Genomic DNA, 14,019 nt, shown 5'->3' on the forward strand with positions numbered 1-14,019 from the left:
AGGAGGAATAGCAGAATGAAAAAACTATTACTGACGCTGGGAATTATGCTCTTGATTGTCGTATCTTTATGGATGTTCTTCTTTACTCCCGACAAATTGACACCCGAAAACCCAGCTGGCAAAACCATCTACTATACGATGGTATCGGGTCCCGGCGTACAAAATATGAACGGACGTTATGAGTATAAGCTGACAGTATACACAGAGAAAGGAAAAGGAAAGGAGATGGAGTTTTCGGCCGGAAAGCAGCTGAGAAACGAAGCTTATGTTCGGTTATATCACACTTTATTACGGGGCGTCACATACTGGGAAGAGGTGACCTTCGAGGAGCTGCCGGAGGCGGTTCAACAAAAGTATCGAAATATTCAAGCTGCCCACTAACCAAAAGCGGATGCCAGTGTATATGGCATCCGCTTTCTTGTGCTCTACTGTAGCTGCGCTCGATATGGAGGGCAATTGCTGCAGCTTGTTAAACCTTAATTTAATACGTATTATAAATATTTTCGCATTCTTCCCCAGTAGGTTCAAAAAAGCAGTGCAGCCTGTATCTTCCTACAAGCGGCTGATTATACCATGTATCCGGACATGGCTCGGGAGCTTCCGCTGTTCCCGGACGAAAATACCAGAGGGAGAATTTAGCCGGCCAAAACCGCTCCCCATTCACAGCCCGCCGCGCGAGACGGCGCTCCTGCTCTCTTGCGCTTTGATAATACATTCCATGAAGCAGCGCCTCAAACGCATGCGGCTGGTTGATCATCTGAGGAATAGTCCGGATTCCTTTAAAATCGGAGCAATTCGCCCTTATTCGGTTAATGCCAACATTTCCGACAAGAAGCATGCCCATTTCACCTTCGCCCACAGCTTCGGCTCGAAGTAACCTTGCCAACATATCAATATCTCTTTGCCTGGCTTTTACGACTGCCATCGGCTCACCTCTTCAGATTGTTCTAGACTCATCATATTGTAGGTGACACGAATGTATGACCGTTTTGCTGTCTTTTTGTTAAGGCTTGTCGGAATCCGTCATACCCCTTAGCTTAATGATCTAAGATTTTGTCTCATTAGAGAGGAAATTTGCTGCTCGTCTGTATTCGGTATCTTCTCTAGCTGTTGAATAACCAATTCCTGCCGTTGAATGGAATGATTTTGACTTAACTTCGCTTTCCCTTCTATTGTGTCTATTTTCATTTTAAAGCCTTGCACTCCCTTATTCATACCGCTTAGAAAGCCGGGGTCTATATCCTGCAGCCTGTAGGAGCTGTCAGGGGCTTCGTATTTCAATACCATCTCATGCAAGGACTCCATTAACTCATTTTCGTCCTCAATAAATTCGACCTTCCCATACACATGAACAGTCACATAATTCCATGTCGGAACGGCCTTATTCGTCTCATACCAAGAGGGAGAGATATAACAATGGGGACCATGAAATACCGCTAACACATTTTGATCCCTAATGTCTCTCCATTGAGGATTTGGACGGGCAAAATGACCGTATAGGTACTTATGATCCTTATCGAGAATCAGCGGCAAATGAGTGGCGTAGGGTGTTCCTTCATGTTGAGAAAATAAAGTTGCAAAACTATTTTCCCTCATAATCTTGTAGGCAATAGAATGATCCGTGATTTTGAATTGCTCCGGTATATACATATGGTTTTCTCCCTTCATACATCTAATGTATAAATGTTTTTAAAAAGATAAACCAACAATAAACAAATTAGTGGACTAGCAGAAGATCCATTATTAATGTTTTTCACTGCACCAATTCGTCAATGCTCTTTATCATATCATCGTCATGGTCAAAATAAAATCAATCTGTTCTTCATCGCCCAAATAAAATGAGTGAGCTCCAGTTTGAACAAAACCCATTTTGTTATAAAAGTCAATGGCATTCTCGTTCTTTTCCCAAACTCCCAGCCAGATTCTCTTTTTTTTGTGTCCTCTGGCTATTTCCATCGCTTGGTTTATTAAATATTTTCCAAGCCCTTTTCTTTGAAATGATTGTCTTATATAAATCCTTTCCACTTCTAACGACTCATCACCCATTGGCTCGGATTGGGCATCATTCATATTAACCTTTAAATATCCGGCAAGCTCTTCATCGAAAAAGACGAAATAAAATTCCGAATAGATATTGGACAATTCCTTTTCCAACTGGGTAGTGTTAAATACTCTTTCCAAATAGGCGTTCATATTTTCAGGCGAATTCTGATCTTTAAATGTGTCGTTGAAGGTTTCGATACTTACTTCTTGGAGTGTTTGTAGATCTTCACGGCCGCATTTTTTTATGGTTACAGTCATTTTCATAGACAGCTCCTTTTTACAGAATCAATAATTTCTCTTGTTTCCCTTTTTCACAAATTCCCAATCGATTTCTATATTTTTTCTAACTCTTTGAAGAAGATGATAAATGGTTTCTGCTTCTTTCTCGGAAAATCCAGCTAATGCGACACTATTCGAATGATCATGCTCTCTTTTGATAAAAGGATACACCTCGTTCCCTTTATCTGTTGGGAAGAGCTTTTTTATTTTTTTGTTATGTTCATCCTCTTTCTTTTCGATAAAGCCATTCAGTTCAAGCTTTTGTATGGCACGAGCCGCGGTCGTCCGATCTACTTTGATCATCTCCGCTAATTTTTCTTGAATGATTCCCGGGTTTTCACATATTCGGACAAGGTACAAATACTGCCCTTTTGTAAGGTCATATTCTTTAAATTCTATATTGCTGATTGAATCTAATGCCCTTGCAATCATTCCTATTTCACGCAGGACTTCCTTCATAATGATCTCCTTAGAAGAATTTTTGTTGCAAATGCAATAAAAACGATATATAGTAAATTTAACTTAAATTTGTTGTATTTGCAACATAAATAAACCTAAAAGAGGTCGAGGAAAGTGAAATATGTTTTTTATGTCGTAGGAATATTAATATTGACCCTTGGTATTTCTTTCACTATACAATCAGACCTTGGAACTTCACCTTTTGATGCGCTTTTGGTGGGATTATCCATAAAAGTGGGGCTTACGGTAGGGAGCTGGGAAATCATAACTGCTTTGATACTGATATGCTGTAATTCGCTGTTAAAAAGACAAAGACCGGAAGTTTTGGGGATGCTGACAGCATTGATAACGGGGGTTGGCATTGATATGTGGCTTTTTTTATTGCACGATGTAATAGCTCCTGAACAATGGTACAGCAAAATCCTTTGCTTCGGCATCGGTTTAGTTGTTATAGGCTTGGGAACCTCCACCTATTTACACACTAATTTTGCGCCGATTCCCATTGACCGATTAACATTAATAATACAAGAACTCACTAGAACTAATTTATTTTTTTCGAGAACCTTCATTTACGTCGTATTCTTGGTCATGGCAATGATTTTCCATGGACCGATTGGTATTGGTACTTTACTAACCGTTTGCTTAGGGGGGCTACTGCTTAATTACTTTATGCCATTGACTAAAAAAATTTTAGACCGCATAGTAATACACTCTAGTACGCTGCCCGATTATGATAAGGCTCGTAACCGTTCAACGAATTGATCAACGGCTTGTACATCCTATTGCTTTATGGGGAATGCCGCTTTGATTCAGGGCATCCCCAAAAAACGATCAAATATCTCGTTCCTCACACTCGAAGGGTTCTTCATACGAATACATCTCATGGAAAAATCCTAGATACGGGACATCGTCTTCCAGGCATTTTATGCAATAGGACAGTTCCTCATCACACGTCAGCTCTTCACCGTTGTTCCGCATACCCTCTAATGCATCTACAATATGTTCCATGATGGTCACCTGGATAAATAAGGGCAATTGATCCAGCATCGAGTTTTCGATCTGGGTCTCGGATCTGTACCCCTCGAGGGCTGTTTTAAAGTAATCATCCATAAACTTTTTGCGTTTATCGGCGTCAGGTTCAGATCGTATCCAGCCCATGCCGCTTCTCCATAGATCTGCCAGATCATACATATACCAACCGTAGCAAGCATTATCGAAATCGTATACAGTGATTTGCCCTGTAGCAAAATCTATCGTATAATTCCCATCATTGTAATCAAAATGGATCATACCGAAAGATTCCGGGCTCCTGTCCAGCCCTTCCAAGGTTTTAAGGAGCTCTGCCAGCTTCTCCTTAAGCAGAGATAAGGAGCCGGGGATTAGTTTATCGATATACTCGACATTGTACTTATCAAAAAAACTATAACGGCGATGGACGGGAGCATAGCTTTTCGACAATTGGTGCAGCTTCCCCAGAACTTTACCACAGTTATAATAATATTCGGTAATAGGGACTCCTTCCCGGTACCGATAATGATTTTCTACAAGCCTTTTTCCCTTAGCCTTTTCAAACAGGCAGACAAAGAAGGTGTGGTTATTATGAGATATCTCTTCCAGCAGATTCCCCTTTCGGGAGCTGACTACACTCGAGACACTACCGCCATGCTCGAATAAATATCGGATATATTCCACTTCGCCGAGCAATTCTCCCCGGCTCCTGTCATTCAAGTAGGTGATTCTAATAATTTTGCCATCAGCGCCCTCTTTCTCGCAGCGATAAACGACATTCCGTCCTCCGGCATGTGCCTTAACCGGCCTGATTTCATAGCCCTCCAACCCGTACAGCTCCGATATAAATGGAAGTAAATATGCATCGCATATTTTAACAGCCTCGTTATGAGTCATCCTATCTCCTTTCGGTGCTATCTGTAGTTAGTTTTTCACTTTCTATTTTACCGAGGGGTTCCCATTCATTTCCAAGGAAACTTTCTATATAACCAAAGTCGCAATAGCAAAAATAAAAAATCAACCCTGCTGCATTGTACTTGGCGAAGGATTGATTCCAACTTTATCCCGAAAGAAGGGAACTGATGATTATAAAGTTTGCAAAATTTTCACGTCCTGATCTTCAAAACTCAATCGCATCCCGTTTAAGTTTATTAAGATATCATGATCGCTCGCATAACGCCAATCCACTCAACTGCCCCTCGTTTGTACCAAACTAACGTAAACGTTAGCGTAATGAATTACCGTAATACGGTTTGCCGCGCTGTCTATAATGGCATTCTTTTTAATCTCGCTTAATCAACTATTACCCGTTACAGCGTTATTCCACGCCTCGAAGTATTCATCGATCGATTGATAGCGATCATCTTTTTGTGTACTAACAGCTTTCAATGCAATCGTGAATAATTTTTCATTTGCTTGCCACTCATCAAAGCTTCTTTCTTTTCCGCCACCAAGCAACTGGAAGGCTGTTGCCCCCATTTGGAATACATTTGACCTTTCATCAATCTCTTCACCTAGTTGAAACTCCTCTGGAGACATGTAGCGACTTGACCCCCACATACGCCCCATTGTATTTATCACTGGTCTTTTTGCGTAAAATTCTATATCACAAATTCTGGTCTCTTCTGATATAAAATCATACATGATGCAACCATCGTAAAAATCTAAAGCAATGTATCCTCTTTTGTTTACATGAATATGAAATAATAATATTTCATTATAAACACTGAATTTCTTTTCTAATGGCAGGGCCAAGAATTTCTCAAACGAATTATATTGCTTCCCCATACAATCTCCGTCAAACCACTCAAATACCGTTAGGTAACCATTTTTGATCTCCTTGTGATCGATTATTTCGATGAGACTCGGGTGACTTAGATCTTGGTAGACAGAAACGGTTGATTTAAGCCGAGTAATAGCCATGTCCGTACTTACACTGCTTAATACAGTAGCTGCGCCTGCCACCTTTACGAAAAGCTTCTTGTTATCATTTAGGATACCAAAACATAAATATCCAGAATCTTGCCTGTCGAATACAGCAAAGACTTTGCCGTACTCAGATAAAAATTTAAAATCAAATTCTTCTTTCAACTCAAATGTGACCCCATCGATAATTTTAGTTATCATATACTACCTCCCATAGAATACCATCCCTTACCATTCCAGCTCTTATCATTACTTTTTCTGAAAGACTGTTCTCAGCATTAGAGTAGCTACTATTCGATGAGCATTAAGATTGTTAAATGCAGATTGAATTAGCAGAAAGAGCAGCTGCCGCGGCGGCAAACTGCTCCTTGATGCATTGAACTCCCCGTTAGCGTAATGACTTATTCTATTAAGGGTTGTTCGAAACCCATGGTTCCATGCCCACATCGGTTTTATAAATGCAATAGTTCCATATGATAATTCGATAGCAGCTGCTCCTCAACTGAAGTCGTGGGCAGTCGCAGTATTTATTTGTTACTCCATCCGTCTCTCGTAAATAATGCTCTTTATCCGATCCTCGCTCAGGCTGTATATTTCAGCAAGTTGAGATATTTTAACCCCTTCCGTATACTTCTGAAAAATTTCATTATTCCGCGTATTTAACTCCTCGCGTATTCCTGACGAACAGCCCCATTCTTTTCTCGTCGTTTGAGGGATGTAGATGTACTTTCCATTCACATATTTTTGAATCTCTTTAACTAGTTCCTCCGGCAATACGTTTTGGGCGTTAACATATTTTTTCATTGTCAAATCCGCCTAAATCGTTAACTTTAATCGCAAAGTGTTGGCCATATAATCGTCAAAACCTTCTCTGACCATCAATACAAAATTATCGAACTTTTTCAGTGTTACCATGGAATTGACATGAATGATATTGAGTTGGCGCATAGACAAAAGTGCAGCTTGAATAAGCCGTTTTTTATCAGCTTTACTTACGTTAGCTCTGAAGTGTATACCGAATGCGACAGCGCTGAGATCATTATTGGACGGATTGAGCGCTTTTACTTTGTAGTAGGCAAATCCGGCTATCTGACCGTAGGAATTGAACATTGAGAGTAGGACGGCCTCCGATGATAGATTTGAATATTGTTTGCTGAACTGCTCTGCCTGCAGCTCTTCGCCATCCTCAATAAGCATGGTAATGATATCGTCCTTTTTGGCATTTGCAAGAGGAACAATTCCGTCCGTGTTGAGATTTTCAGGTTCTTTCCAATCCGGCAAGTGGAAATGTGTAGAAATTTGCGAATATTCGTCCGAAATAAAGCCATGCTGTTCCAATAAAGTGATTTCCTGATTTCTGACTTGGCCAAATGGCATTGTTGCAAAGTAATACAGCTTGTTGCCTTTCTTTAGTTGAATCGCATTGCAGCAAGATTGAATCATTTGTTTCAGCGCTTCCGTTTGATTTTCCGCTACACCGTATTCTAGATAGCCGTTTGGACTAGATGTACCCAGTGTAAGCCCCATAAAGCCGACCATCCGGCCATTTTTCTCCGCAACGAACCCCAAATTCGAATTGGTATATGAATCTTTAAGCTCTTCTGCACAAATCACACTTAACCGAGGGTCGTTGTAAAATCTCTTTTTGGTAGACAGGATAAGTTCTCTTATTTGTGGAAAATCATCGTCTGGAGTTACTTTCCTCACCTTTATATCGTCTGACATTCATCAATCACCTCCATATGATTTAACTATATTATTCCAGCAAACACCAACAAAGGAAATATTGAAATCAGGGTAGAAAAAAAGACAAACGAGGTTGTTCCGGCTGATGAAGGCTGTTTCGCCCACTAATTTGTCGTTTAAACTTCTAAATGATAAGGACGAAAGATAATCTGCCCACTAACACATAATGCGGTTGCCGGCGGCAAACTGCTCTTAGATGAAATTGATTGAACGCACCTGTTTAGCTTAAAAATGATAGGTCATCAATTCTTCATCAAAGTATTTTCCAACATGCTTCATAGATTTAACTTCAATTCCATATGACTTAAATCCGAGTGATTCATACATTCTTTTTGCAGCTTCATTAAATGTGATTACGCCGAGGTTTATTTGAGTTAATCCCTCTAACTTTTTTGCTCGAATTATTGTTTCTTCCATCAGTTTACGACCAATGCCTCGTCCTCTAAATTCCTGAGCGACATAGGTCCCCCAGATATTGCCTTTATGGTTTAATTTTTTGGTGCGCTCCCTAACAAAACCAACCATTCCGATAACAGTATTATTACTAAATGCGCCCACAATGAAGTTGTCATCTGACACTTGAATACGTGATCTAACTGATTCGAGAGTCGCAGTAACAGAATCCTCATAATTTGCAGAGAATGCTTCTGGGTTGTTTTTTAGAGCATTTAGTCTTAAATCCCAAAACGACTCGGCATCTTCAGGGGCTATTATTCTGATTACAATCATTTATTTCCCTCCATCATTTTTGCCGAGAGCCCCCCTCAGGACCCTTCGGGATAACGAGCGCCTAAGTATCGAAGGACTATTTCTGGAATATAGCTTCTATCGATCCATGGTAGTGAGGTTCTCCATGACCAATATCAAGTTGGATGCCTTCTAGTAAAAGTATTTTTTTGTAATCAATAAATATTTCTTCTATTTCATCCCTAGTAAAGAAGTGAATATATCTGTCATTCTTACTATAAAAAAACGTGCGGTCACTAATTTTTTCGGCTTTCTGTATAGCAATTTTATATGTCGGCTCTTCAGTTGAAAAAGTACTTAAATATAGTAATCCGCCTTTCGTTAAGCCTTGTTTTGCACGCTTTAAAATCCCTATGATATCATTATCGTTAAAAAATTGGAGGACATTCGCAAGGATGATTAATGAGTACTGCTCTTCTGCTATATGTACTTCTCTAATATCTTTTTGTTCGATCACAAGTTTAATGTTTTCTTGTTCGGCCCGCTTGCTAGCCGCAGAAATTGCGGCATCTGATAAATCATACCCTTCCACTTCGAACCCGAATTTAGCAAAGTATAAAGCAGACAAGCCCACACCCATTCCAAGATCCATGACCTTTCCAGGTACCATCATCTTTTGATATCTCATTAAATTAGGGAATGTTCTTATTCGTGATTGATTTGCAGCCTCATGGTAATTCTTCCATTGATCTTGGGTCATTTGTTTCCTCCAATGATTGATTATGATTATTAATTTAATAACGACCCAATTTTACCATATTTGTTTAATAAAGGGCCGTTTTTTACGCTTACCGGTTGAAATAAGCTCCCTTTGCCCGCTACTTGAATAAAGAAAAAAGGAGCCGAGTTGAAGCAGCTCCTGCACTATCGTATCCGTTTCATGTATATGCCTAATTTAGTTCTAAGAACAGGAAGTTTATCGTAAGGGTCACCAACTAATCCAAATACTTGGGCAAAAGCTGGTTCCGTCTTGTATTTAACGATAACTCCACGTAGTTTAAAGTAATGTTTTCAAAAGCATCGATTTCAACTCCGTATCTCCCTATTCGAATTGTACTTCATTATCAACACTTGCAATTCGCTCAGTCTTACCGCAAATGGAGATGCAATTAATTCCTGTACGATTTGTAGAGTTGCGTAGTTCTGTAGAAACCATCAAAATACTCAGGACCAATTTTTGTATAATTCGCTTTATCGCTATTGATTGTCCTACTCAAGGTTTCCCGGCTAATAAGAAACATGACTAACCCTTCATTCTTCTTTTAGCTAGCTCCACACCTTATTGTATGCCGACAGAACGACCGGCTGCCGCAAACGTTTTTTTCGGCATTTTCATGACAATCAGCGGATGGTTATTCAACAAGATCAGGGCTACCCAGTGCCTTTTGGGCTTTGCTTCTACGCAAGCTAAACCAAGTCTCCGAATGAGAGTCTCATCGCAGGTTCACCAACAATCCTTGACGATCCAGTTCCGCTAACAATTCTCTCTAAAAAAATCAAAAGAAGTCATAGCCACTTTCATGGTTATGACTTCTAGCTTCGCTGCTTCTTATACATCCTGATTCCCTTGCTCTTCGACCTCACTGATCAGTCGGTCCACCCCTTCCGCATAACTAGAATCAAACAAGAAGAAGGCAGCCGAATCCTTAACGCAACCGGCCGCCATACCATTTCTCTATTCTAAGCTAAAGCCCGCTCCCTAGCAGCAAGTCCCAGTGCCAAAGCGCCGCATAGTCCAGCTTGCTGACCCAGTCCGGGCGGCACGATATAATCATCGATGTGCTCCAGGATGGCGCTTGAATTTACATAACCATTCAAATTCGCTTGCACAGCCTTCCGAATAAGAGGGAACAACTGGGATTGCTGCATCACACCTCCGCCAAGAATGATTCGCTGAGGAGAGTTAAATAAGATCGCACTTGTGATACTCTGCGCAATATAGAACGCCTCGATCTCCCATGCGATATGATCTATAGGTAGCTCGTGCCCTTTTACCCCCCACCTTGCTTCAATCGCAGGACCTGCTGCCATGCCTTCCAGGCAATCCCCATGATAGGGACATCCGCCTGCAAAAGGATCGTCAGGATGGCGTCTCATCAGAATATGCCCTCCTTCCGGATGAACAAGGCCATGAATCAGGCGGCCTTCTGCATAGACGCCAACGCCAACACCGGTGCCGATGGTGTAATATATGCAGCTGGACAGCCCTTGGGCAGCGCCCCAGGTCACCTCGCCGAGTGCCGCTGCGTTGACGTCCGTATCCCAACCGAATGGAACCCGGAAGGCTTCTCTAAGCGTGCCCAGCATATCGAAGTTGCTCCACCCCGGCTTAGGCGTTGTGGTCACGTAACCATACGTCTTGCTATCTGGGCGTAAATCGATCGGCCCGAACGATCCGATGCCGATAGCTTCGACCTTCGTGTCTTGAAAATATTGAATTACTTTCGGCAGCGTCAGTTCTGGACGTTCGGTCGGGAAGCTAATCTGATCTTCGATTTCCCCCTGCGAATTCCCGATCCCGCATACGAACTTCGTTCCTCCGGCTTCGATTGCACCTATCCGCATATCATGACTCCTCTCGATGGCTATTTCCTGGCTTGTTCCGCAGAAGGCTTAACCTCATAGATATCCAGGGACATCCGCAGGTTTTGATCTTCTTCTGTGAACACGGCAAGTCCGGTACATTCCGGTCCAGGGAAGATCAGATCCGTAATGACGGCCTGGCCGCCTTGACCGAACACTTCTACGGAAGAACGGTCCACGTAAATGCGGAGTTCATAGAGCCCGTTTTGCACGTTCAGCTTGGCTGTATGATGTCCTAAGAAATGCTCATGGAATTCGTGCAGACCCGACGCCGTTCGATCGACATAAAGCTCCTCGGTTTCACCATTCACTCCAATCACGGTTTCTGTATCCGCACCTACTCTTACCTTAAATCCAGCAGACTTCCCGCGCGGGAACGCCGCCACCAGCTCATACGATTCCAAGCGAATCTCCGAAAGGCGCGTATTGATTTCATGAACCGTCTCCTCTTTCATCGAAAGCACCTGTATGCGGGCGGATTCCATTTCCCTGGCAGGCTTCTGTACAAGAACGATGTCCCCGTGTCTTAATTCGAGAGAAAGCTCTCGTACGATCGTCATCGCACCGCGAAAGCCTTCAGTTGGCGTCTGGTTTGCGTACATCCAGTTGCTCATCCAACCGATAAATAGCCGTCTTCCATCTTCCGCAGGCACATCGGACCAGGATACGCCCGCATAATTATCTCTGCCAAGATCCAACCAACGAACTCGCCTAGAAGCTTCATCCGGCGTGAACACTTCCCCATCGAAGTCACCCGTAAAATACTGCGTTCTTGAGCCTTCCACAAAAGCGGGATCCGCGCCAATGCTCACCAGCATGACCCATTTCGTGTTAGCAGGATCCCCATCGATCGCGAGCGGGAACAGGTCCGGGCACTCCCATACCCCGTCATGCGATCCGATCCCTTCGCCGAATTCGCTGGCAAGGGTCCAATGGATCAAATCAGGAGAATGATACAGGCATACCGTCTGCCCACAAGCAATAATCATCACCCACCTGTTCGTTGCTTGATGCCAGAATACTTTAGGGTCGCGGAAATCAACGTATGTAGCATGCTCAAGCACGGGATTCCCCTCGTATTTCGTCCAGGTTCTGCCGCGATCCGTACTGTAGGCCAGACTTTGACGCTGAATGGCTGGCTTTCCGTCCGGCATTTCCTTGTGGTGCGTAAAAATCGCGACAAGGCCTGGCTGACCTTCGAAGAACCCCGTCGTATTGTTCCAATCGACCACAGCGCTGCCCGAAAAAATCATGCCTTGTTCATCAGGTGCTAGCGCAATCGGCAGCTCCTCCCAGGTCACAAGATCCTTGCTCACCGCATGGCCCCAGTGCATCGGTCCCCAGGTCATTCCGCTCGGATGGTGCTGGTAGAACAAATGATATTCTCCTTCGAAATACACCATCCCGTTCGGATCGTTCATCCAATTTTCCTTCGGTGAAAAATGATATACGCCTCGATAATTTTGCTTAGTCATCGTAGTCATGGTTGTTTTCTCCTCTACTCTTTATGAGGTCTTGAATTTGAACTCAAGGTCCTTCTCTCTGTATGGATCGATCATTATTTGGTTACTCTGTCATAACCGCCCTGCTTGATTTTCAGCCATTCCTGCAAGCCCAAGCGGTCCAGTTCTTTCAAATAGGCATCCCATTGTTCATCGATCTTGCCGTTCTGGTACCATTCCGTACGCATGCGAAGCACGTAGGCAAACAGATCGGTTTCAATGGTCGTCAAGCGATCGAGCTCATCTATGGAATTGAATACGCTTGGCATAACGTTCTCAGCCTTCATCTTCGGAGCCATAATGTTCTTGATAATATCCATTCTGCCTTTGGCGTCATCCGGCATGGTCGTGTATTTCCCATAATACGAATCCAGGATCGCGAGCGGTCCGCCAATACTTGTCTTCTCGCGCAGTTCTACAGGAGCCGCACCATTCAGCGGCAAATGTTTCAGCATCCCCTTCGCTTCATCGAATTCGAAGATGTTCTGCTGCTTGTCGTCTCCATATGTTCCCCAGTTGTTCTGAACCGATTGAATCGGATCATACAGCTGGTCCACCCACTTCGCTGTCGTTTCTACATTTTTATTGGCGCTCGTAATCACCATCTTGCCTCTCGCAAGGCCAAGCGCATTCGTTCTTGTTACATTCACTTCGCCATTAGGTCCTGCAAGCGGCGGCATTACTTCGTAATGATCATTCGCACCGCTGATGTTCGCCTTATCCCAGGAGAAGTAAAGTCCGTATTTCTGATCCTTTCCTTTGGCAAGGTAGGTACTCCAGTCCTGCGTATAGGCTTCCACGTCAATGAGTCCTTCTTGATACAGCTCGTGAATAAAAGATACCGCTTCTTTGTAATCTTTTTGTGCCGGCGTGAAGATCACTTTCCCCTCATTGCTAACGACTGCGTGGTCAGGGTTCTCGCCCAGTCCGAACGAGCCGAAGAGGAACGCCAAATCTTCCGCGCCCGGCTTATTAATGAAGGACAACGGAATTTCGTCCGCCTTCCCGTTGCCATTCGGATCTTTGGTCTTGAATGCAATTAATACTTCCTTTAATTCCTTCGTTGTTGTAGGCATCTTAAGTCCCAGCTTCTTAAGCCATTCCACATTGATCCAAGGCATGCTGTCTACGGCCTGGATTCTTTCTTTGCCGTTACCGAGCTCCTCAATCCACGGGAAGGCATAAATATTGCCGTCTGGCGCCGTAATCATGCTCTTGTATTCTGGCGCTTCTTCCAACACTTTTTTGAAATTCGGCATGTGCTTCTCGATAAGATCATTCAGTGGAATGATCGCTCCGTCCTTCGCCAGTTTGAGCAATTCATAATCACTGTAATCCGCATTGAAAATGGCATCGGGAAGATCGCCGCTAGCTACAGCCAGGTTTCTTTTCTCTACAAATACGTCCTTTGTGAAATTTTTCCACTGAATATGCACATTCGTCTTTTCTTCAAGCCGTTTATTAATCAGCTTGTCATTCGGATCCGCTGGAGCGAGCGGAGAGCTCTGTGTAATGAAGTTCAGCGTTACTTTGCCGTTCGGATCCTGCTCTTTACTCGCCGCAGTCTCTCCTCCACTGCCATTGCAAGCCGTAAGGATCATCAATGAAGCAAGGACAGAAGTAGAAGCCGCTTTCGTCGAAAGTTTTAATTTCTTTAGTCTTTTCATCTCAGATGACCTCCAAATTAGAGTTGAATGATAGCCACTTCATCTATGGGCAGCCTGTT

The 14,019-nt window shown here is 43.1% G+C and carries 15 protein-coding genes; 2 read left to right on the plus strand and 13 right to left on the minus strand.

What is annotated here, in order from left to right; genetic code table 11:
- Positions 1–15: 15 nt before the first annotated feature.
- Positions 16–381: a YxeA family protein gene (locus B1728_RS22885; RefSeq protein ID WP_079912727.1), complete on the plus strand. Its 366-nt coding sequence runs from the start codon at positions 16–18 to the stop codon at positions 379–381.
- A gap of 100 nt (positions 382–481) precedes the next feature.
- On the opposite strand, the gene B1728_RS22890 is transcribed toward B1728_RS22885, so the two are convergent.
- The 4 genes from B1728_RS22890 to B1728_RS22905 all read right to left on the minus strand — a co-directional run bounded on the left by B1728_RS22890 (position 482) and on the right by B1728_RS22905 (position 2,781).
- On the minus strand, positions 482–925 hold the full coding sequence (locus tag B1728_RS22890) for a cell wall hydrolase (RefSeq protein ID WP_079912728.1): 444 nt from the start codon (positions 923–925) through the stop codon (positions 482–484).
- A gap of 107 nt (positions 926–1,032) precedes the next feature.
- Positions 1,033–1,650 carry an FMN-binding negative transcriptional regulator gene (locus tag B1728_RS22895; protein ID WP_079912729.1) on the minus strand — a complete coding sequence of 206 codons (618 nt, stop codon included), beginning with the start codon at positions 1,648–1,650 and terminating at the stop codon, positions 1,033–1,035.
- A 132-nt stretch (positions 1,651–1,782) separates the two neighbouring features.
- On the minus strand, positions 1,783–2,301 hold the full coding sequence (gene paiA / locus B1728_RS22900) for a spermidine/spermine N(1)-acetyltransferase (RefSeq protein ID WP_079912855.1): 519 nt from the start codon (positions 2,299–2,301) through the stop codon (positions 1,783–1,785).
- A gap of 27 nt (positions 2,302–2,328) precedes the next feature.
- Positions 2,329–2,781 carry a MarR family winged helix-turn-helix transcriptional regulator gene (locus B1728_RS22905; protein WP_079912730.1) on the minus strand — a complete coding sequence of 151 codons (453 nt, stop codon included), beginning with the start codon at positions 2,779–2,781 and terminating at the stop codon, positions 2,329–2,331.
- 114 nt (positions 2,782–2,895) lie between these two features.
- Here B1728_RS22905 and B1728_RS22910 point away from each other — a divergent pair, with 114 nt between their 5' ends.
- Entirely contained in the window at positions 2,896–3,543 is a 648-nt protein-coding gene (locus tag B1728_RS22910) for a YczE/YyaS/YitT family protein (protein WP_079912731.1), read from the plus strand.
- A 69-nt stretch (positions 3,544–3,612) separates the two neighbouring features.
- Here B1728_RS22910 and B1728_RS22915 read toward each other — a convergent pair whose 3' ends face one another.
- From B1728_RS22915 to B1728_RS22955, 9 genes are all read right to left on the minus strand, one after another.
- Positions 3,613–4,686 (minus strand): phosphotransferase enzyme family protein, encoded by a 1,074-nt coding sequence (locus B1728_RS22915; RefSeq protein ID WP_179136157.1) that lies wholly within the window; start codon positions 4,684–4,686, stop codon positions 3,613–3,615.
- Positions 4,687–5,085: 399 nt separating this feature from the next.
- On the minus strand, positions 5,086–5,916 hold the full coding sequence (locus tag B1728_RS22920; RefSeq protein ID WP_079912732.1) for a protein kinase family protein: 831 nt from the start codon (positions 5,914–5,916) through the stop codon (positions 5,086–5,088).
- A 333-nt stretch (positions 5,917–6,249) separates the two neighbouring features.
- Positions 6,250–6,519, minus strand: a complete 270-nt coding sequence (locus B1728_RS22925; RefSeq protein ID WP_079912733.1) for a CD3324 family protein — start codon at positions 6,517–6,519, stop codon at positions 6,250–6,252.
- A 12-nt stretch (positions 6,520–6,531) separates the two neighbouring features.
- Positions 6,532–7,440 (minus strand): GNAT family N-acetyltransferase, encoded by a 909-nt coding sequence (locus B1728_RS22930; protein ID WP_079912734.1) that lies wholly within the window; start codon positions 7,438–7,440, stop codon positions 6,532–6,534.
- Positions 7,441–7,686: 246 nt separating this feature from the next.
- Complete coding sequence (locus B1728_RS22935; RefSeq protein WP_079912735.1) at positions 7,687–8,190, minus strand: GNAT family N-acetyltransferase; 504 nt, start codon at positions 8,188–8,190, stop codon at positions 7,687–7,689.
- 76 nt (positions 8,191–8,266) lie between these two features.
- On the minus strand, positions 8,267–8,908 hold the full coding sequence (locus B1728_RS22940; protein WP_079912736.1) for a class I SAM-dependent methyltransferase: 642 nt from the start codon (positions 8,906–8,908) through the stop codon (positions 8,267–8,269).
- Positions 8,909–9,888: 980 nt separating this feature from the next.
- Positions 9,889–10,773: an ROK family protein gene (locus B1728_RS22945; protein ID WP_079912737.1), complete on the minus strand. Its 885-nt coding sequence runs from the start codon at positions 10,771–10,773 to the stop codon at positions 9,889–9,891.
- A gap of 20 nt (positions 10,774–10,793) precedes the next feature.
- Entirely contained in the window at positions 10,794–12,275 is a 1,482-nt protein-coding gene (locus B1728_RS22950) for a glycoside hydrolase family 32 protein (RefSeq protein ID WP_079912738.1), read from the minus strand.
- Positions 12,276–12,349: 74 nt separating this feature from the next.
- Positions 12,350–13,960, minus strand: a complete 1,611-nt coding sequence (locus B1728_RS22955; protein WP_079912739.1) for an ABC transporter substrate-binding protein — start codon at positions 13,958–13,960, stop codon at positions 12,350–12,352.
- Positions 13,961–14,019 lie beyond the last annotated feature (59 nt).

The organism is Paenibacillus sp. 32352 (genome assembly GCF_002042965.1).
Lineage (GTDB): Bacteria > Bacillota > Bacilli > Paenibacillales > NBRC-103111 > Paenibacillus_S > Paenibacillus_S vulneris.